Annotated in this window: 14 protein-coding genes; 8 read left to right on the top strand and 6 right to left on the bottom strand. The window is 61.0% G+C overall.

Annotated elements, in window-relative coordinates; all coding sequences use genetic code 11:
- Positions 1 to 4: 4 nt before the first annotated feature.
- Entirely contained in the window at positions 5 to 1,780 is a 1,776-nt protein-coding gene (gene gcl, locus U862_RS0119130; RefSeq protein WP_025111892.1) for a glyoxylate carboligase, read from the bottom strand.
- 269 nt (positions 1,781 to 2,049) lie between these two features.
- On the opposite strand from gcl, the gene U862_RS0119125 reads away from it, so the two are divergent.
- The 3 genes from U862_RS0119125 to U862_RS0119115 all read left to right on the top strand — a co-directional run bounded on the left by U862_RS0119125 (position 2,050) and on the right by U862_RS0119115 (position 4,381).
- Complete coding sequence (locus U862_RS0119125) at positions 2,050 to 2,490, top strand: heme-binding protein (protein WP_025111891.1); 441 nt, start codon at positions 2,050 to 2,052, stop codon at positions 2,488 to 2,490.
- Positions 2,491 to 2,589: 99 nt separating this feature from the next.
- On the top strand, positions 2,590 to 3,660 hold the full coding sequence (locus U862_RS0119120) for a hypothetical protein (RefSeq protein WP_025111890.1): 1,071 nt from the start codon (positions 2,590 to 2,592) through the stop codon (positions 3,658 to 3,660).
- A gap of 262 nt (positions 3,661 to 3,922) precedes the next feature.
- Entirely contained in the window at positions 3,923 to 4,381 is a 459-nt protein-coding gene (locus U862_RS0119115; RefSeq protein ID WP_025111889.1) for a transposase, read from the top strand.
- Between the two features lie 113 nt (positions 4,382 to 4,494).
- On the opposite strand, the gene U862_RS0119110 is transcribed toward U862_RS0119115, so the two are convergent.
- Complete coding sequence (locus tag U862_RS0119110; RefSeq protein ID WP_007969638.1) at positions 4,495 to 5,100, bottom strand: TetR/AcrR family transcriptional regulator; 606 nt, start codon at positions 5,098 to 5,100, stop codon at positions 4,495 to 4,497.
- 262 nt (positions 5,101 to 5,362) lie between these two features.
- Between U862_RS0119110 and U862_RS0119105 the strand changes: the two genes are divergently transcribed.
- The 5 genes from U862_RS0119105 to U862_RS0119085 all read left to right on the top strand — a co-directional run bounded on the left by U862_RS0119105 (position 5,363) and on the right by U862_RS0119085 (position 15,200).
- On the top strand, positions 5,363 to 6,496 hold the full coding sequence (locus U862_RS0119105; RefSeq protein WP_025111888.1) for an efflux RND transporter periplasmic adaptor subunit: 1,134 nt from the start codon (positions 5,363 to 5,365) through the stop codon (positions 6,494 to 6,496).
- 12 nt (positions 6,497 to 6,508) lie between these two features.
- Positions 6,509 to 9,592, top strand: coding sequence for an efflux RND transporter permease subunit (locus U862_RS0119100; RefSeq protein WP_025111887.1), 3,084 nt, complete (start codon positions 6,509 to 6,511; stop codon positions 9,590 to 9,592).
- Positions 9,582 to 12,704: an efflux RND transporter permease subunit gene (locus U862_RS0119095; protein ID WP_025111886.1), complete on the top strand. Its 3,123-nt coding sequence runs from the start codon at positions 9,582 to 9,584 to the stop codon at positions 12,702 to 12,704. Before U862_RS0119100 ends, U862_RS0119095 begins: the two co-directional genes overlap by 11 nt.
- 140 nt (positions 12,705 to 12,844) lie before the next feature.
- Complete coding sequence (locus U862_RS0119090; RefSeq protein WP_049828023.1) at positions 12,845 to 14,218, top strand: efflux transporter outer membrane subunit; 1,374 nt, start codon at positions 12,845 to 12,847, stop codon at positions 14,216 to 14,218.
- A 67-nt stretch (positions 14,219 to 14,285) separates the two neighbouring features.
- Positions 14,286 to 15,200, top strand: coding sequence for a DUF808 domain-containing protein (locus U862_RS0119085; protein WP_025111884.1), 915 nt, complete (start codon positions 14,286 to 14,288; stop codon positions 15,198 to 15,200).
- 16 nt (positions 15,201 to 15,216) lie between these two features.
- Here the strand turns inward: U862_RS0119085 and U862_RS0119080 are convergent, their stop codons facing one another.
- The 4 genes from U862_RS0119080 to U862_RS0119065 form a co-directional block, all read right to left on the bottom strand.
- Entirely contained in the window at positions 15,217 to 16,044 is an 828-nt protein-coding gene (locus U862_RS0119080) for a Cof-type HAD-IIB family hydrolase (protein WP_256214713.1), read from the bottom strand.
- A gap of 69 nt (positions 16,045 to 16,113) precedes the next feature.
- Complete coding sequence (locus tag U862_RS0119075; RefSeq protein WP_025111882.1) at positions 16,114 to 16,788, bottom strand: formyltransferase family protein; 675 nt, start codon at positions 16,786 to 16,788, stop codon at positions 16,114 to 16,116.
- Entirely contained in the window at positions 16,775 to 18,634 is a 1,860-nt protein-coding gene (locus U862_RS0119070; protein ID WP_025111881.1) for an aminotransferase class I/II-fold pyridoxal phosphate-dependent enzyme, read from the bottom strand. Before U862_RS0119070 ends, U862_RS0119075 begins: the two co-directional genes overlap by 14 nt.
- Positions 18,635 to 18,644: 10 nt before the next feature.
- Positions 18,645 to 19,847 carry a hypothetical protein gene (locus U862_RS0119065; protein WP_025111880.1) on the bottom strand — a complete coding sequence of 401 codons (1,203 nt, stop codon included), beginning with the start codon at positions 19,845 to 19,847 and terminating at the stop codon, positions 18,645 to 18,647.
- Positions 19,848 to 19,867 lie beyond the last annotated feature (20 nt).

Genomic DNA, 19,867 nt, shown 5'->3' with positions numbered 1-19,867 from the left:
GCAGTTAGTCGAGCAGCGAAATCGCCGTTGGCGCGTCGTTGCCGACCAGCGCCAGGTCTTCGAATTCGTTGACGGCGTTGATCTCGGTCCCCATGGAAATGTTGGTCACACGCTCCAGGATGATTTCGACGATCACCGGCACCTTGAACTCTTCGATCATCTGTTCGGCCTTGCGCAGGGCAGGGGCGATTTCCGATGGTTCGAACACACGCAGCGCCTTACAGCCCAGGCCTTCGGCCACTGCGACGTGGTCAACACCGTAACCGTTGAGTTCCGGCGCGTTCAGGTTATCGAAGGACAGCTGCACGCAGTAGTCCATTTCGAACCCGCGCTGGGCCTGACGGATCAGTCCCAGGTACGAGTTGTTCACCACGACGTGGATGTAAGGCAGTTTGAACTGAGCGCCGACCGCCAGCTCTTCGATCATGAACTGGAAGTCATAGTCCCCCGACAGGGCCACGACTTTACGGTTCGGATCGGCCTTGACCACGCCCAGCGCTGCCGGAATGGTCCAGCCCAACGGGCCGGCCTGACCGCAGTTGATCCAGTGACGCGGCTTGTAGACGTGCAGGAACTGCGCGCCGGCAATCTGCGACAGACCGATGGTGCTGACGTAGCAGGTGTCCTTGCCGAATACCTGGTTCATTTCTTCGTAAACGCGCTGCGGCTTGACCGGCACGTTGTCGAAGTGAGTCTTGCGCTGCAGGCTGGCCTTGCGCTGCTGGCAATCTTGCAGCCAGGCGCTACGGTTTTTCAGCTTGCCGGCGGCTTGCCATTCACGGGCCACTTCGATGAACACGGTCAGCGCGGCAGCGGCATCGGAAACGATGCCCAGGTCCGGGGTGAACACGCGGCCGATTTGCGTGCCTTCGATGTCGACGTGAATGAACTTGCGGCCTTCGGTGTAGACATCCACCGAACCGGTGTGACGGTTGGCCCAACGGTTACCGATCCCCAACACCACGTCGGATTTCAGCATCGTGGCATTGCCGTAACGGTGCGAAGTCTGCAGACCGACCATGCCCACCATCAGCGGGTGATCGTCAGGAATGGTGCCCCAGCCCATCAGGGTAGGAATGACCGGAATACCGGTCAGCTCGGCGAACTCCACCAGCAGATCGCTGGCATCGGCGTTGATGATGCCACCACCGGCCACCAGCAATGGACGCTCAGCCTGATCGAGCAGCGCCAGAGCCTTCTCGACCTGAACGCGGGTCGCGGTCGGCTTGGCCAATGGCAGCGGCTGATAAGCGTCGATGTCGAATTCGATTTCCGCCATCTGCACGTCGAACGGCAGGTCGATCAGCACTGGGCCTGGACGCCCGGAGCGCATTTCATAGAAAGCTTTCTGGAACGCGTAAGGCACCTGGCCCGGCTCCAGAACAGTGGTCGCCCACTTGGTGACTGGCTTGACGATGCTGGTGATGTCGACCGCCTGGAAATCTTCCTTGTGCATACGGGCGCGGGGTGCCTGGCCGGTGATGCAGAGGATGGGAATCGAGTCGGCCGAGGCGCTGTAGAGCCCGGTGACCATGTCGGTACCGGCAGGGCCGGACGTACCGATGCACACGCCGATGTTGCCGGCCTTGGTGCGGGTGTAACCCTCGGCCATGTGCGACGCGCCTTCGACGTGGCGAGCGAGGACGTGATCGATGCCACCGACTTTTTTCAGTGCGGAGTACAGCGGGTTGATCGCAGCGCCCGGAATGCCAAAAGCGGTATCAACCCCTTCACGGCGCATCACCAGAACGGCGGCTTCGATTGCTCTCATTTTGCTCATGGTTTTGTGCCTCTTTACGTTTTGTAATTGTATACAAGTGGCTTTGCGCAGAGTGTATTCACGGCGGACGGCGCAGGTCAATCCATTTTCTCAAGCGCCTGTTTCATTCGTCGGAAGCCAGATTCTGCTGTGGCTTTTCGTCGCATGCGGCGCTTTTCGAGAATTATTGTATACAAAAAAATAATTCATTGTGTTCTATTTGTGGCATCGGGCTGCGGCACAAACGCGCAGCTCCACGACTTTCCCAATAACAAAATGAGGACGGCACCATGAGCGCTTTAACCTTGAAAGTCGCAGTCAACCTGGTCAACGAAGCCATCAGCACCGGGCGAAGCATCAACGCCGCGCCGCTGACCATCGCGGTACTCGATACCGGCGGCCACCTGATCGCCCTGCAACGCGAAGACGGCGCGAGCCTGCTGCGCCCCAACATCGCCATCGGCAAAGCCTGGGGCGCCATCGCCTTGGGCAAAGGGTCACGTCTGCTGGCGCTGGACGCCCAACAACGCCCGGCCTTCATCGCCGCACTCAACAGCATGGGGCAGGGCAGCGTCGTCCCGGCGCCGGGCGGGGTGTTGATCCGCGATCAGGCGGGCAACGTGCTGGGTGCGATCGGTATCAGCGGCGATCTGTCGGATATTGATGAGCAGGTGGCGATCAAGGCGGTGGAGGCGCTGGCGTTGCGCGCGGATGCGGGGGTGGCGGCCTGACAGGAAACAGGCCAGTACGACTGATGGCTTGATGATGACGAAGAGGGGCGGGGTCTATAGACTGCCGCCCCTCTCGTTTACGTATCAAGGAAGATCAGCGTGAAGACGCTATTGGCCATCACCCTGGCTTCGGCCATGTCCCTCTGCACCCCCCTCCTGTATGCGACGGAAACACCCGACGCCGAAGAAATCGCATTCCAGGCCCTGAGTCCGGTGGTCTCTGCATTGATCAACGCGGACGATGTACAGGAACTGATGGATCGCGGCGAGAAGCTCGAATCGAGCGATACGTTGCAGGCCATTGCGGTGTATCTGGCCGCCACTCGAGAAGACCCCAAGCAATTGCAGGCGCCTTATCAGGTGGCGGCGCTGTTCGCTCGCCGTGGCGATGACAAGCTGGCCGAGCGCTTTTTGCGCGAGGCCGATGATCGCGGCTTGTGGTTCGGCCCAATGCTGGCCAGTGACGAAGATTTCGCCGATCTGCACGAGTCCGACATTTACAAAACCGTGTTGGCCAATGCTCAGGAGCGCTACAAGAAGATTGCCCCGGGCAAGGTCGGCGCAATTTCGGTGCTCAACCCGTCGGCGAACATTCCGGCACCCAAAGCCTGTCGTCCGGTGGTGGTCTGGCTGCACGGTTATGGCATCAACGGTGAGCTGGATGACAGCTACCAGCCGCTGGCCGATACCGGGGCAATCATCCTGGGCATCAACGGCACAGAAATGATCAACTCAGTCCACAGCTTTCGCTGGATCGGCCCAGGCTTTGAAGGCACCCATCAGACGGTACAGAAGGGCCTCAAAGCCCTGGAAGCCCGGCAATGCATCGACCGAAAGCGCGTTTTTCTGATGGGCTTCTCCCAGGGTTCGCAGCATGCCGGCGCCTTGTTGGCGCAACACCCGGACGATTACGCCGGCGCGCTGTTGCTGTCACCCGGCGGCATGCAACCGACGCCAACCGACAGCAAGGCGCGCGGCAAGCGGGTGTTTGTCATCAATGGCGAGAAGGAAGGGCCGCGTAATCAGCAGATGAGCGCCGATTTCCGCAAGTTGTTCAGCGACGGCAACGAGGTCAAGTCGCGTACTCACGAGGGCGGGCACTTTTTCCCTGACGACTGGCAGACTTCGTTCCCGCAGGCATTGCGCTGGTTGATGGGGGATGGGGTTTGAATACGACTATGCCTGTCTCCCTTCAGCGCATGGGATGTGGAGGGGCGGTCTGACCGTGGTGTCTAGTAGCATCTTTCGCGAGCAGGCTCGCTCCCACAGGTTTGGCAGGCAGACACAAAATGTCTGCATGACTCAGACCCTTGTGGGAGCGAGCCTGCTCGCGAATACGGTCTTGAATACACATTTGGCTAAAAGCTTGCCACACTTCATGCCATTCGCATGACTAGCCTTTCCATGAACTGAACATGAGAAAGGCAAAGGAATGCCGGATTTATCAGCTTCACATCGCCTGCGTATCGGTCGCAACTCCGAACCTGACCGCATCTATCTGCTGACCACCAATACTGTGCGGAGGGAGCCGGTGTTCAGCGACTTCATCCTTGGCCGGTTGGTCGTCAGCCAATTTCGAGCTGCTGAAGAAGAGGGGTTTGCCAATTCACTGGCGTGGGTTGTCATGCCTGATCATTTTCACTGGTTGGTCGAGCTCAAAAGGGGATCGCTGGGTGAGCTGATGCAACGAACCAAATCACTCAGCACCAAGGCTGTGAGCCGTGTCACCGGCCGTAAGGCTGTGCTCTGGCAGCAAGGCTTTCATGACCGGGCACTTCGCAAGGAAGAGGATCTGGTGAAATTGGCGAGGTATGTTGTGGCCAACCCGTTGCGGGCTGGTCTTGTTGAAAAACTGGGCGATTACCCGCTGTGGGATGCGATTTGGCTTTGAGCCAGAACCGTATCGCCGCCATTCGCGAGCAGGCTCGCTCCCACAGGTGATTTGTGAACGCCACACGTCCAGTGTAGGAGTGAGCCTGCTCGCGATGGCGTCACACCGGTCTATCAGTCCGGTTCACAGCCTTTGAGCACCAACCGGATAATCGTCTGCGCCGCCGCCTCGTAATCCGCTTCGTCCAGCTTGTCCTTGCCGGTCACCGCAGAAATCTGCCAGTCGAAGTCGGCGTAGGTCTGGGTCGCGGCCCAGATGCTGAACATCAGGTGGTTGGGGTCGATCGGGGCGATCTGGCCGCGGTCGATCCAGCTCTGGATGCAGTCGATGTTGTGTTTGGCCTGGCTGTTGAGCTGCTCCACCAGGTCGGCACTCAGGTGCGGGGCGCCGTGCATGATTTCGCTGGCGAACACCTTGGAAGCGAAGGGCAGGTCGCGGGAAATGCGGATCTTCGAGCGGATATAGCCGCTGAGCACTTCGCTCGGCACACCGTCCGGGTTGAACGGGGTCGAGGCCTGCAGGATCGGCACGATGATGCTTTCCAGGACCTCGCGGTAGAGGTTTTCCTTGGATTTGAAGTAGTAGTAGACGTTGGGCTTGGGCAATCCCGCCTTGGCGGCGATGTCGCTGGTTTTGGTCGCAGCGAAGCCCTTGTCGGCAAACTCCTCACTGGCGGCACGCAGGATCAGTTCTTTGTTGCGCTCGCGGATTGTGCTCATAAACCCGGTGGTTCCTTGCCTGTTCTGGCGGTTGCGCATGGTAGCACCGGCCTCACGCGTGGCTCAAGAATGCCCCGTTGCACCGCTCGGCGGCGCTGGCTGTCGCCGGGCTGAACGAAGCACCAGATCTTGCGGGTGAACGCCAATGGCGCTGCTAGAGTTCAAGGCAGCGATCAAGCCATTGGTCATGGATTTGCCTTGTCTGGCCGGGCTTCATTTTCCATTGCCGTGCAGCACTGTCGGCCCGTTCGAGTGAATAGCCGTGGAAAAACCCAGACGCAGGAAATTCGGCCTGGCCCTCGTCACCCTGGGGATCATGCTGCTCGCGCTGCTGCTGTGGTTGTTCTTCGCCTTCAATCAGCACAAACCCAAGCCGCCACCGCCCGCCGAGCCGGTGGCAGTGGTCGCTGTGAAGTTGCAGGATGTGCCGGTGTACATCGATGCGCTGGGCACGGTCACGCCGACTCGCAGTGTGACGGTGATTTCCCAGGTCGACGGCATTCTCGGTTCGGTCGAGTTCCAGGAAGGTCAGCAGGTGCGCAAGGGCCAGGTCATCGCCCGCATCGATGACCGCGCGCTCAAGGCGCAACTGCAGGTGGCCAAGGGCACGCTGATGCACGATCAGGCCTTGCTCGCCAACGCGCAGCGTGATCTGGCGCGCTATCGCGAATTGATCAAGGTCGGCTCCACCACCCAGCAAACCCTCGACACTCAGGCCTCGCTGGTGCAGCAACTGCAAGGCACGGTCGCCTCCGATCAGGGTAGCGTGCAGAACCTCGACGTGCAGTTGAGCTACTGCACCATCACCTCGCCGGTGGATGGTGTGGTAGGCCTGCGTCAGGTCGATCCCGGCAACTACGTGACCACCACCAGCGCCACCGGAATCGCAGTGATTACCCAGATGACCCCGGCCACCGTGGTGTTCGCCGTGCCCGAGGACGATCTGGGGGCGATCAATCAGGCCATGGCCAAAGGCGCAGTGACGGTGCTGGCCTACGACCGCAACAAGCACAATCTGCTGGCGACCGGCAGCCTGTTGGCGCTGGATAACCAGGTCGATACCAGCACCGGGACGATCAAGGTCAAGGCGCAGTTCAACGACGCGGGCAAGGCGTTGTTCCCCAATCAGTTCGTCAATGCGCGGCTCAAGGCCGACACCCTGAGCCAGATCAGCGTGGTGCCGACCCGGGCGATCCAGCACGGCAGCAAGGGCGATTTCGTGTTTGTGGTGGTCGACCCCGGCAACAAGGTCAGCCTGCGCAACATCAAGACCGGCCCGGCGACGGGGGATGTTTCGGCGGTGCTCGACAACGGCGTGAAGGCCGGCGAGCAAGTGGTCACCGAGGGCGCCGACAAACTCGACGACGGCTCTGCGGTGAAAGTCGTCGCGCAGTAGGAGGCGTAGCCCATGAACGTCTCGCGGCCCTTCATCGAACGCCCGGTTGCCACCACGCTGTTGATGGTCGCAGTGCTTCTGCTGGGCCTGCTCGGTTATCACCTGCTCTCGGTATCGGCGCTGCCGGAAGTCGATTACCCGACCATTCAGGTTTTCACCCAGTACCCGGGGGCCAGTCCCGAGGTGATCAGTTCGTCGATCACTGCGCCGCTGGAACGTCAGTTGGGCGAGATGCCGGGCCTCAAGTCGATGAACTCCACCAGTTCCGACGGCGCTTCGGTGGTGACCCTGCAGTTTGACTTGTCGCTGTCGCTGGACGTCGCCGAACAGGAAGTGCAGGCCGCGATCAACGCCGCCGGCACTTTCCTGCCGGCCAACCTGCCGTATCCGCCGGTGTACAGCAAGGTCAACCCGGCCGATGCGCCGGTGCTGACCCTGTCGCTGACCTCCGACGTACTGCCGCTGACCAAGGTCGAAGACCTCGCCGACACGCGGCTGGCGCAGAAAATCTCGCAGATCACTGGCGTCGGTCTGGTCACCATCAGCGGCGGCCAGCGCCCGGCGGTGCGGGTCGAGGCCAACACTTCGGCGCTGAACAATCTCGGCCTGTCCCTGGATGACCTGCGCACCTCGCTGGGCACGGCCAACGTCAATCAGGCCAAGGGCAATATCGACGGCAAGTATCAGGCGTATTCGATCGGTACCAACGACCAGTTGCAGTCGGCCGAGGAGTACCGCGACCTGGTGATTGCCTACAAGAACGGCGCGCCGGTTCGCCTGTCGCAGATCGCCGGTTCGACCCAGGGCCCGGAGAATCCACGGCAAGCCGCGTGGACCGACAGCACGCCGTCGATTGTCCTGAACATTCAGCGCCAGCCCGGCGCCAATGTGATCGACGTGGTCGACCGCGTGCAGCAACTGTTGCCCAAACTGCGCGCCAGTTTGCCGGCGACACTCAAGGTCAATGTGCTCACCGACCGCACGCAAACCATTCGCGCCTCGGTCACCGACGTGCAGTACGAGCTGGGCGTGGCGGTGCTGTTGGTGGTGATCGTGATTTTCCTGTTCCTGCGCAATCTGCCAGCGACGATCATCCCGGCGGTGACCGTGCCGCTGACCCTGGTCGGTACGATCGCCGTGGCCTATGGGCTGGGCTTCTCGTTGAACAACCTGACGCTGATGGCGCTGACCATCGCCATCGGCTTCGTGGTCGATGACGCGATCGTCATGATCGAAAACATCACCCGCTATCTCGAAGCCGGCGACTCACCGCTGCAAGCGGCACTCAAGGGTTCGGAGCAGATCGGCTTCACCATTATTTCGCTGTCGGTGGCGCTGATCGCGGTGATGATCCCGTTGCTGTTCATGGGCGATGTGGTCGGACGGCTGTTCCGCGAATTCGCCATGACCGTGGCCGTGACCATCGTCATCTCGGCGCTGATCACCCTGACCCTGACGCCGATGATGTGCTCGCGCATGCTCAAGCACAGACACGAGGAACGCCGGGTCGATTTCTTCGACCGAATCAACGGCTATTACGTCAAAGGTCTGGACTGGGTGCTGCTGCACCGCGGGCTGACATTGATTTCGGTGGTGTTCACGGCGGCGCTGACCCTGTTGATCATCGTGGTCATGCCCAAGGGGTTTTTCCCCGAACAGGACACCGGGCTGATTCAGGGCATTTCCCAGGCCTCGCCGAGTATTTCCTTTCAGCAGATGCAGGTCGAACAGCAGCGGCTGGCGGCGCGAATTCTCAAGGATCCGGCAGTGACGAGCCTGTCGTCGTTCGTCGGCATCGACCAGACCAACCCGACGATCAATCAGGGCAACCTGCTGATCAACCTCAAGCCCCACGGTGACCGCGACAACAGCGCCGCAGTGATTCGCCGACTGTCCGATGCCAACGCCGATGACGCCGGGATCCGCCTGTACCTGCACAGCGTGCAGGACCTGACGCTCGACGCCACGGTCTCGACCACCAGTTATCGCCTCGGCCTGCAGGCCACCGATCCGGATGAGCTGGCGCTGTGGACCAACAAACTGCTGGTGGCGATCAAGCAGGACCCGATGTTCACCGATGTACAGAGTCAGGCGCTGCAGTTCGGCAATCAGATCCAGCTCAACTTCGACCGCGCCACGGCGTCGCGTCTGGGCATCACGCCGCAGGCCATCGATGACGTGCTGTACGACGCCTTCGGTCAGCGCCAGGTCTCGACCATCTACACCCAGCTCAACCAGTATCACGTGGTGATCGCCACCGACCATCCGCCGCGTAACCTGGCCGATCTGCTGACCGGGCTCTATGTCGACATTCCCGGAGGCGGGGTGGCGCCGCTGTCGAGCATGGCGACCATGCAGGTGATCCGCGCGCCGGTGACGATCAATCGGCTCGGGCAATTTCCCTATGCCGATGTGTCGTTCAACCTCGCCCCCGGGCAGACCCTTGGCGCGGCAGTGACGCGGCTCAAGGACATCGAAGCCAAGGCCGGCCTGCCGCTCTCGGTGCAGGCTAACCTGGAAGGCGCGGCGGCGACGTTCGAGGCGTCGCTGTCCAACCAGGTGTTTCTGGTGCTGGCGGCGATCATCGTCGTGTACCTGATGCTGGGGATACTCTACGAGAGCTTCGTGCACCCGGTGACGATTCTCTCGACCTTGCTCTCCGCGGCGCTGGGTGCCTTGCTGGCGCTGCTGATCACCGGCACGCAGTTCGACATCATCGGCCTGATCGGCATCGTGCTGTTGATCGGGATCGTGATGAAAAACGGGATCATGATGGTTGACTTCGCCCTGGAGCTTGAGCGTGAGGGCGGACTCGATGCGCTGGCAGCGATTCGTCAGGCGGCCGAGCTGCGTTTCCGGCCGATTCTGATGACCAGCATGGCCTCGTTGTTTGGTGCGGTGCCGCTGGCGCTGGGCACCGGGATCGGCTCGGAACTGCGCCATCCGCTGGGCATCGCGATCATCGGCGGGCTGCTGTTGAGTCAGTTGCTGACGCTGTTCTCGACTCCAGTGATTTTCCTCGCCATGCACAGTCTGGAGCAGCGCTTCAGTCGGCGCCGGCCAGCGGTGGTCGAAGGCTATCGCGATGAACCTTAGCGCACCGTTCATCCAGCGCCCGATCGCCACCACGCTGCTGGCGGTGGGGCTGGCGCTGTTCGGCGTGCTGGCGTTCAACCTGCTGCCGGTGGCGCCGTTGCCGGAGGTGGATTTTCCCACCATCAGTGTGCGCGCATCACTGCCCGGGGCTGATCCGGGCACTGTCGCGTCGTCGGTGGCAACGCCGCTGGAACGCCAGTTCGGACAGATCGCCGGTGTCACCGAGATGACCTCGTCGAGTTCGCTGGGGGCGACGCGCATCACCCTGCAGTTCGACCTCAACCGCGACATCGACGGCGCGGCGCGGGATGTGCAGGCGGCGATCAACGCGGCACGCAGCAACCTGCCCAGCGACCTGTCCGGCAACCCGACCTACCGCAAGGTCAACCCGGCCGATTCGCCGATTCTGATCCTCAGCCTGACCTCCGACAGCGCCACACGCGGACAGATGTACGACGTGGCCTCGACGCTGCTTGAGCAACGCCTGTTGCAGACCACTGGCGTCGGCGACGTGACGGTGGGCGGCGCCGCCTTGCCGGCGGTGCGCATCGAACTCAATCCGGATCGACTCAACCGCTACGGCGTCAGCCTCGAACAGGTGCGCCAGGTGATTCAGGCGTCCAACGTCAACTTGCCCAAAGGCACGGTGTCAGTCGGCGATCAGTCGTATGGCCTCAAGGCTAACGACATGCTTTATCAGGGCACGGATTACGGCCCGCTGGTGGTGAAGAAAAACAATGGCGAGCTGGTGCGCATCGCCGATCTCGGCGACGTCACCGAAGACGTCGAAGACCTGCGCAACTTCGGCCTGTCCAACGGCAAACCGGCGGTGTTGCTGGTGGTGTTCAAGCAGCCCGGAGCCAATGTCATCGACACCGTCGACGCGGTGAAGGCCGACCTGCCGTTCTTGCAAAGCTCGATACCCTCGGCGATCAGGATCAACATCCTGATGGACCGCACCAGCACCATCCGCGCGTCGTTGCATGACGTGGAAATGACCTTGCTGATTTCCATTGCGCTGGTGACGCTGGTGACGTTCGCGTTCTTCCGCGACTGGCGCAGCACACTGATCCCGGCCATTGTCGTGCCGCTGTCGCTGCTCGGCACCTTCGGCGCGATGTACTTTCTCGGCTACAGCCTGAACAACCTGTCGCTGATGGCGCTGACCATTTCCACCGGGTTCGTGGTGGACGACGCGATCGTGGTGGTCGAGAACATCATGCGCCATCTGGAAAAGGGCGAGAGCCGCGTGCAGGCGGCGCTGGCCGGTGCGCGCGAGGTCGGTTTTACGGTGATGACCATCAGTGTTTCGCTGGTGGCAGTGTTCATTCCGCTGTTGCTGATGGGGGGAATTGTCGGACGACTGTTTCGCGAATTTTCGATTTCGTTGTCGGTGGCCATCGTGATTTCGATGGTGGTGTCGCTCACGGTGACGCCGATGCTGTCCAGCGTGCTGCTGCGTACGCAACAGCAGGCAGGCGCCGCCGAGGATCACCCGGATTCGCGCTTTCACCGCGTCTACGACCGCACGCTCGGCTGGGTCGTCGATCACTCGTTTCTCATGGGCCTGCTGACGCTGCTGGTGATTGTGCTCGCGTGCGTGCTGTATGTGCTGGTGCCCAAGGGCTTCTTCCCGCAGGAGGACACCGGGCGCATGTCCGGCAGCATCATTGCTGCGCAGAGCATTTCCTTTGGCGCGATCCAGTCGAATTTCAGCGAGATCAACCAGAAAGTGCTGAGCAACCCGAATGTGGCCACCGTCGGTGGGTTTGTCGGCGGTGGAGGCGGGATCGGCGGAGCGGTCAACAGTGCGCAACTGTTCATCACCCTCAAGGCGTTGGCCGCGCGCAAGGACAGTGCCGATCAGGTCATTGCGCAGATCCGCCACACGCTGGGCGACATGCCCGGTACCCGTCTGTATCTGCAGTCGGCGCAGGACATCACCGTCGGCGGGCGGCAGAGCGGGGCGCAGTACCAATACACCCTGACTGCCGATGACCAGAGCACCCTCGATGAATGGGTGCCCAAGGTCGTCGCTGCGTTGCACGGCTTGCCGCAACTGACCGACATCAACACCGACCAGCAGGACAACAGCCTGATGGCCAGCGTCACCGTCAATCGCGATACGGCGGCGCGACTGGGGGTGAGCATGTCGGCCATCGACCAGACGCTGTACGACGCCTTCGGTCAGCGCCAGGTGTCGACCATTTACCGCTCCGCCAACCAGTACCACGTGGTGATGGAAGTCGCGCCACCGTACTGGACCGACCCGACGACCCTGAAAAATATCTATGTGCCGGTGGGCACCGCGGCGGTCGCTGCCAAGGGCGCCGCCGTGGCACCGAATCTGAGTGCCAGCGCCGCGCAAGCGCTGGTGCCTCTGTCGGCGCTGGCGGATTACTCAGTCGGGCGCACAGCGATTTCCATCAGCCATCAAGGCACTTTTCCGGCGGTGACCGCCTCGTTCAATCTTGCGCCGGGAGTGTCTATCGGCCAGGCGACGGCGCTGGTGGACAACGCGGTGAAGCAGCTGCGCATGCCGGCCAGTGTGGTCGGCCAGTTCGCGGGCACGGCGCAGGTGTTCCAGACTTCGGTGGCCAGTGAGCCGTTGCTGATCGTTGCCGCGCTGCTCTCGGTGTACGTGGTGCTGGGCATGCTCTACGAGAGCCTCGTACACCCGCTGACCATTCTGTCGACCTTGCCGTCGGCCGGGGTCGGCGCCTTGATTGCGCTGCTGCTGACCGGCACCGAACTGTCGATCATCGCGCTGGTAGGGGTGATTCTGCTGATCGGGATCGTGAAGAAGAACGCGATCATGATGATCGACTTCGCCATCACCGAGCGCCGCGAGTTCGGCCTGAGCGCCAAGGACGCGATTCGCCGCGCCTGCCTGATCCGCTTTCGGCCAATCATGATGACCACGCTGGCAGCGATTCTCGGCGCACTGCCACTGGTGCTCGGCAGTGGTTATGGCTCGGAACTGCGCCGACCGTTGGGGATTTCGATCATTGGCGGCTTGCTGTTCAGCCAGTTGCTGACGCTGTACACCACGCCGGTGATCTACCTTTGGCTTGACCGGGCGTCGCAGCGCCTGCGCAGGAGTACTTCATGAGTTTTCACCATTCCCCTGTGGGAGCGAGCCTGCTCGCGAAGGCGTCGTGTCAATCGACTTCCCTGTCGAATGTGAAAGCGCATTCGCGAGCAAGCCCGCTCCCACTGTTGATCTTCTTTGGCTTGTTGTTGAGTGGCTGCATGGTTGGTCCGGATTATCAGAAGCCGGCAATCGAGCTGCCGCAGACGTTCAAGGAAGGCACCCAATGGCAACGCGCCCAGGCCAACCCGCAGGGCGCCATGGACAGCCAGTGGTGGCGGATCTATCAGGATCCGATCCTCAACGATCTGGTCGAACGCTCGGCCAGGGCCAATCAATCGATCATCGGCGCCGAGGCTGCCTATCGGCTGGCGCAGGCGCAGGTGGCGTCCAGTCGCGCGGGGCTGTGGCCGACAGTGGGCGTCGGGTTGTCCGGCGCGCGCGGCGTCGGCGGCGGGGCCAGCGGCAGCACCACCAGCGGCTTGACCGGCAGCAGCGGCGGCACCGTCGAGCAAACCGTCAGCGCGACCCTGAGCGCCAGTTGGGAGCCGGACCTGTGGGGCCTGGTGCGCCGCGGCATCGAGTCGAGCCAGGCCTCGCTGCAATCGTCCGATGCGCTGCTCGCCGGGGTACGGCTATCGATCGGCGCCAGCGTGGCGACCAATTATCTGGGGTTGCGGCAACTGGACATCGACATCGAACTGTTGCAACAACAGCAGACCATCAACCAACAGCTGTTGACGATGATCCAGGCGCAAACCGTGCAGGGCACGGCCACCAACGATCAGTTGCTGGTGGCGCAGGATCAACTGAGTACGGTGATCGCCGCGCTGCAAACGGCGCAGCGTTCCCGCGAGCAGGCCGAGCATGCGCTGGCGGTACTGGTGGGCATGGCGCCGGCGCAGTTCAATCTGTCCAGGGTTGCCGACTATCACTTCACCACGCCGATGCCGCCGCCAGTGTTGCCGTCGAACCTGCTGCTGCGGCGCCCCGATGTGGTCTCTGCCGAGCGCTTGGCGGCGGCTGCCAACGCGCGAATTGGTGTCGCCGAAGCGGCGTTCTTCCCGACCCTGAGCCTGACCGCTGAAGGTGGTTTTCGCGGCACGGCGCTGGGTGGCCTGTTCTCCGTGCCCAACCGCATCTGGACCCTGGGTCCGGCGTTGGCCGAAACCATTTTCGACGGCGGCGCCCGCGAGGCGGCCAAACAAGAGGCCGAGGCCACTTACGATCAGGACGTGGCGAATTACCGTGGCACCGTGCTCGGTGCGTTGCAGAACGTCGAGGACAACTTGTCGGCGATCAATCACCTGCACACCCAGGCGCAGGCGTACGAGCAGATGTTCCAGCGCAACCAGCAACTGTTCGGCAGCCAGCAGGCGCAACAGCGCGCCGGCACGGTCAGCCAGCAGGCGGTGCTGACCCAGCAACTGGTGCTGTTGCAGGCTGAGCAGAACCTGCGCGACACCCAGGGGTTGCTCAGCCAGGGCAGTGTTGCGCTGTTCCAGAGCCTGGGGGGCGGCTGGCAGGTGCCGTAGCATCTCGCTCCCTTGAGAGCGGCGCGGTATGCTGCGCGCACTTTTTTCACGTAGGGAAACCTGACCCATGGCAGGAAGCAGTTTGCTGGTGCTGATCGACGACATAGCCACCGTTCTGGATGATGTGGCGTTGATGAGCAAGATGGCCGCGAAGAAGACCGCCGGCGTGCTCGGCGACGACTTGGCGCTCAATGCCCAGCAAGTCAGCGGCGTGCGCGCCGAGCGGGAAATTCCTGTGGTCTGGGCGGTGGCCAAGGGCTCGTTTCTCAACAAGCTGATTCTGGTGCCGTCGGCGCTGGCGATCAGTGCGTTCGTGCCGTGGCTGGTGACACCGCTGCTGATGGTCGGTGGTGCGTACCTGTGCTTTGAAGGTTTCGAGAAACTCGCGCACAAGTTCCTGCACAGCAAGACCGAAGATGACGCCGACCACGCGCAGCTGAGCGCGGCAGTGGCCGAGCCGGCCACCGATCTGGTGGCCTACGAGAAGGACAAGATCAAAGGCGCGATCCGCACCGACTTCATCCTCTCGGCAGAAATCATCGCCATCACCCTCGGCACCGTGGCCGACGCGTCGTTGACCCAGCAAGTGATCGTGATGTCCGGCATCGCGATTGTCATGACTGTCGGCGTTTACGGCCTGGTGGCCGGCATCGTCAAGCTCGACGACCTCGGCCTGTGGCTGACGCAAAAATCCGCTTCGGCGGCGAAAAGCATCGGCAACGCGATCCTGCGCGCCGCGCCGTACATGATGAAAGGCCTGTCGGTGATCGGCACGGCGGCGATGTTCCTCGTCGGCGGCGGGATCCTCACCCACGGCATTGCTGTGGTGCATCACTGGATTGAAAGCGTCGGTGCGGCCGCTGGCAGCGCCGGGTTTGTGGTGCCGGTGCTGCTCAATGGTGTGGCCGGGATTATCGCCGGGGGCGTGGTGTTGCTCGCGGTGAGCGTGGTGGGCAAATTGTGGAAGGCCGTGCGGGCGTAAGGCCGCCCGCAGGTGTTCATGCCGGGAGATCAGCGCTCTTGAGCAGGTGCTTCGACAGGTAATGCGCGACGGCTTCATCGGTGTATCGGCCGATGATCTCCGCCTCGGGCAGTGCCTGCCTCAACTCGGCATGTGCGTTGCCCATGAGCACGCCTTTGCCGACACCGGCCAACATGTCGGCGTCATTCATTGCGTCACCAAAAGCGATGCAGGCCTCAATGGGCACGTTGAGGAATTCGGCCAGTTGCTTCAGCGCATTGCCCTTGGAAACGTCTCTGGCCATGACCTCCAGGCACCATGGAAACGTGAACACAGTGCCGATCTGATCGCCCAGCTGTTGTTCCAGCCGCGCCTGCAGCCTGAGCAGGGCGTCATGATCCTTGCTGCGCTGAAAGAAAAACACTTTCTGCACAGCATGCACTGGCAGATGCTCGGCCGCGCAGAGTGTTGGCTGGAAGTCCGGGTTCTGGCTGAAGTCTTTCAGATTTTCGTCTTCTCGACTCATCAGCCAGCCGGATCGGCAGTAAAGGTTGATCGTCAGATCGGTGTCTGCTCGGGTTTCCTCAAGCAATGTCTGGACAACCGCAGTCGATAATTCTGCGCTCAGAGCAAGCCCGCCACAGGCGCTGGAAATGCGCGCGCCATTGGCGGTGATCAGGTGAACCGGTGGTGACTGGCTGTCGAGCAGCGACTCGACGTCAGCCTGATGGCGACCTGTCGCCAGCACGATGTGATGGCCTGCGCGGTTCAGGCTGTGAATCACGCTTTTGGTAAAGGCACCGAAAGTATCGCCTGGCAGCAGCAGCGTGCCATCCAGGTCAGAGGCAATAAGCAAGTACATCATGAGTCCTCGGAAGGGATCGCCTGCCCACCCGATTGCCGCCTGTGCGGACAATCGAGTGGCGTCGCAAGGCTACTGGCGTTCGAGTAATTTCAGAGATTGTGCTTTGGTGAAGGTCATCCGCTCTTCCAGCCGGTGATTGTCCTTTTCGTAGTAGATGCTCATGTCGGCATGCTCCTGCGGGACCGGAACAATGCGGTCGATCATCGGCAAGGTATCCATCAGCAACTGACGGGCGTACCCCATCGCGCGGGTATAGGTGTCGATCACTTCCTCGAACTCAGGGTAGATGCAGAAGGCTACCTGATTGAGGATCGGCCCCTCGTCTATGCCTTCGCTGATCTCGTGCAGCGTGGCGCCATGCATCCGCTCGCCATTCTTCAAGGCCCAGTTGACCGGACGTACGCCGCGGTATTTGGGCAGGTAGGAAAGGTGCAGGTTGATGATTTTCGCGCAGCAGTCGATGAAGCGCTTGGGCAATATCCGCTTGTGGAAAATGACCAGGCAGAGGTCGCAAGCGAAGGTGCCGTCGGCATAACCTGGCAGGTCTTCGATCCGACCGCTCTCGATCACCTCGATGCCGTGCTCCCGGCAATACTCGATCAGCGTCCGTTCAGCGCTGACCGGCTCGAAAGGATCGGCCACCACGTACGACACGGTATGTTCGGGGGAGGCATTGAAGTATTCGCAGGCGAAGATGGCCAGTTCGCCCTTGCCGCAAATCACTACCTGCTCAGGCGAGTTCAACGGCGTTCTCCTTCGCTTGGCTGCTGATGTTTTTCTGCACTGCCAGGTCGTGCATCACGTCGCTCAGGGCCTGGATCAACCGGGCGTTTTCGTCAGGTGTGCGGCAGGACACGCGGAAGTACTTGTCGGAGTCGGTATTGCGTTTGCCCGAACACTCCTTGATGTACATGTGGTGCTTGTCCAGCAACAACCTGGAAATGGTCTGGGCGTCAGAGTAATGAGCCTTGCAGTAAATGAAGTTTGCTTCGGTCTTGAAGCCGCTGATGCCCTCGATGGCGTCCAGTGCCTGTTGAAAGGCGCGAGTGTCGCTGATGACTTGTTGGCAGCTGGCCAGGTATTCCTGCTGGTATTGCGGCAGATGCAACAGGAACTCCTCGGCAAAACCGTTGATGTTCCAGATCGGCAGCAGCGAGTTGATCAGTGCCAGCAAGGTCTGGTTGGCACTGGCCAGGTAGCCGATGCGAATACCACCGATACCGAAGGTTTTGCTCATGCTGCGAATCACCACCAGATTGGGGTGTTCGTCGAGCACGTTGAGCAAGGTGCTGTCGGCGTGGTTGGAGAAATCGAGGAACGATTCGTCGACGATCAGTGAGATATCCAGTTCCAGCAATTGCCTGGCAAGCGCCGACAGGGCCGAGGCGGGTGTCAGGGCGCCGGTCGGGTTGTTCGGCGACTCGATGATCACCACCTCAGGGCGCTGTTGCCGGCAGGTAGCGAGCAGCGCATCGATGTCGATCGCGAAGTCGTCCTCTTCCCGCGTGTAGTGGCAGAGCGTACGCTGTTCACCAAAGACGTTGGCGTATTCGTTGAAGGACGGCACGGTCACGAGCGCGCTGCCGGCATACACGGACGGTAGCAGTTTGATGATTTCCGCCGCGCCATTGGCCACGCACAGGTGTCTTGGGGAGACGCCGAGGAATTCGCAGAGTGACTCCTCGATGAGTCGTCTGGCGCCGGGGTAGTTGAGGAAGATGTGATCAAAGTTGTCCTTGATCTTGTCTTTCATCTGCTGTGGCGGGAAATGAAAGTTGTAGATCAAGGCGAAATCCAGCATCGGGTAGCGCCAGTAACCGCCGTGGCGGTTCTGAACGAAGCCCAGGCGGTCACGACTGGAAATGTAGTTGCAGATCGTCAGGTCGTAATAGTTGTCGACCTCATACCATTCGGTTGCCGGGACGATGACTGTCTGAATATCCCACTTGCCCTCAAGCGATGCTTTCTTGAATACGTCTTCGTAGTAGGCGTTGAGGTTGTTTTTTCTGACGTTGCTGGCGAGTTGTTTTTTGATGTGCTCGGCGAACGTGGCTGACCCGACCTGGTACAGGTTGACGGTCTTGTACTGTCCGTCACGGGCCTCGTGGCCGATGTCCTTGGTCGAGCCGAAGCCTTGCAGCCGAGCTTCTTCGAGGATGGCGTAGGTGCCTTCCATGTTCTTGCCCAGCGGCGACACCAGGGCGACCAGATCCCCCGGCTTCTGCAGCAACTGTTGCAGGCTGGAGGCCGAGAAGTAAATATCGCCCTCGATGATCAGGGTGTTCTGCGTAATGTGTTCGCGGGCCAGGTACAGCGAGTAGATGTTATTGGTCGTGGCCCAGTCCGGGTTGCTCACGAATTCGAAGGTGATGCCGGTGTCCATCGCCCGAAGATGAGCGGTAATGGTCTCCGACTGATAGCCGACCACGACGACTACGTGTTTGATACCCAGCGTTTCGAGGTTGTTCAGGGCGTTGTCGATGAACGCGATATTGTTGGTTTTCACCAAGGGCTTGGGCGTGTGGCGCGTGCGCTTGCCCAGGCGGCTTCCGCGCCCGGCGCAAAGAATGATGGCTGTCTGATTATTCATTGTAATTTCCTTATTTAACGAAAATGAGTCCGGGCACCACGTGCTGGTACATCCACACGCCGTCGATCCTGCCGTGAAAGCTCTCCTCGCCGCCGCTGTCTCCACCGGTCTTGATCCCGGCCCCGAGGCCGAATGTATGGAAGTTTTCCAGTACTCGACCTTCGCGGGTGACCGGGTTGAGTTGCTGGTTGGTGAGCAATCCGAAATCGTCCTGTTGCAGTTCCAGCGCCGTGCCATCGACATCCAGTATCGGCACCAGCCCGGCCTTGTATCCGGTGCTGTGAATCAGCAGGTCCGATTGCGCGATCAGGTTCAGGATCTGATCGGCGGAGGCCTGCGCGATGTCGACGATGTTCAGGTTGCGGATCAGGCCTTGTTTGATCTTGCGAGCGAACTCGAACGAGTCATATCGCAGGCCCGAATATCGATTGACCCTTTGGCTGGCCTGGCAGATATCGGCATCGACAAACGGATAGTGTTGCTCGCGCGCAGAGGCGGGGGAGTCGAAGAACAACTTGAAATCGCGCTTGGTCAGCAAGGTGATGGTGCCTGGAAAGTCCAGTTGCTCCACCAGACGGATCAGGCAGGAAACGGCGCTGTGCGAAGAACCGACGATGGCCAGGTTGCGGTATTTGCCGCCTTGCAGCGCCTGGTCGTGTTCACCCTTGAGCAGCGAATCCGAATTGATGTTGTGTTGCGGGTGCTGCAAGGTGGCTTGATTCAGCCGGCCACCGATGTTGAAGATGATTTTCTTGCACGTCGCCTGTACGCGCTGGCCATCGAGCAGATAGCTGACGCAGTAGTGACCCTGCGCGGTCAGGCGGATTTCGCTGACGGTCGACTGTGTGGAAATTTCAAAGCGTTTGTAGAGCGCCTTGTGCCGGGACACGTAGGTGCCGATGTGTTCGAGGAAGCGTCCGACATGACGCAGCTCTACCGCCTCACCCCGGCGTTCGGTGAAATACGTCCACTCTGGCGTGCCCTGCAGGAATCGACTCAAGTCGTCCGTGCGGTCCTGGAATTTTTCCAGAAAGACCCCGCCCAGCGAGTTGGCAGTGATCCGGTATTGACCGATTTCACCGCTGCCCAATGTGCTGGATTTCTCAAGTATCAGGCAGCGCTGTATCTGTTCATTCTGAATAAGATCAGGCAACAGCGAGATGTTGGCCGGGCCGGCGCCACATAGGATGAGGTCATAAATCGGCGTATTCATGAGGCTTTCCTGAAAGTCGA

This window comes from Pseudomonas sp. H1h, assembly GCF_000633255.1.
In the GTDB taxonomy this organism is placed as follows: Bacteria; Pseudomonadota; Gammaproteobacteria; order Pseudomonadales; family Pseudomonadaceae; genus Aquipseudomonas.
The sequence above is the reverse complement of the archived record's forward strand: the minus strand, read 5'-3'. Positions and strand labels throughout refer to the sequence as shown.

Bases quoted from the DNA above. Each gene is read 5' to 3' on its own strand.
- gcl (WP_025111892.1), bottom strand. From the start codon at position 1,780: ATGAGCAAAATGAGAGCAATCGAAGCCGCCGTTCTGGTGATGCGCCGT.
- U862_RS0119125 (WP_025111891.1), top strand. From the start codon at position 2,050: ATGAGCGCTTTAACCTTGAAAGTCGCAGTCAACCTGGTCAACGAAGCC.
- U862_RS0119115 (WP_025111889.1), top strand. From the start codon at position 3,923: ATGCCGGATTTATCAGCTTCACATCGCCTGCGTATCGGTCGCAACTCC.
- U862_RS0119110 (WP_007969638.1), bottom strand. From the start codon at position 5,100: ATGAGCACAATCCGCGAGCGCAACAAAGAACTGATCCTGCGTGCCGCC.
- U862_RS0119100 (WP_025111887.1), top strand. From the start codon at position 6,509: ATGAACGTCTCGCGGCCCTTCATCGAACGCCCGGTTGCCACCACGCTG.
- U862_RS0119095 (WP_025111886.1), top strand. From the start codon at position 9,582: ATGAACCTTAGCGCACCGTTCATCCAGCGCCCGATCGCCACCACGCTG.
- U862_RS0119090 (WP_049828023.1), top strand. From the start codon at position 12,845: ATGGTTGGTCCGGATTATCAGAAGCCGGCAATCGAGCTGCCGCAGACG.
- U862_RS0119085 (WP_025111884.1), top strand. From the start codon at position 14,286: ATGGCAGGAAGCAGTTTGCTGGTGCTGATCGACGACATAGCCACCGTT.
- U862_RS0119080 (WP_256214713.1), bottom strand. From the start codon at position 16,044: ATGATGTACTTGCTTATTGCCTCTGACCTGGATGGCACGCTGCTGCTG.
- U862_RS0119070 (WP_025111881.1), bottom strand. From the start codon at position 18,634: ATGAATAATCAGACAGCCATCATTCTTTGCGCCGGGCGCGGAAGCCGC.
- U862_RS0119065 (WP_025111880.1), bottom strand. From the start codon at position 19,847: ATGAATACGCCGATTTATGACCTCATCCTATGTGGCGCCGGCCCGGCC.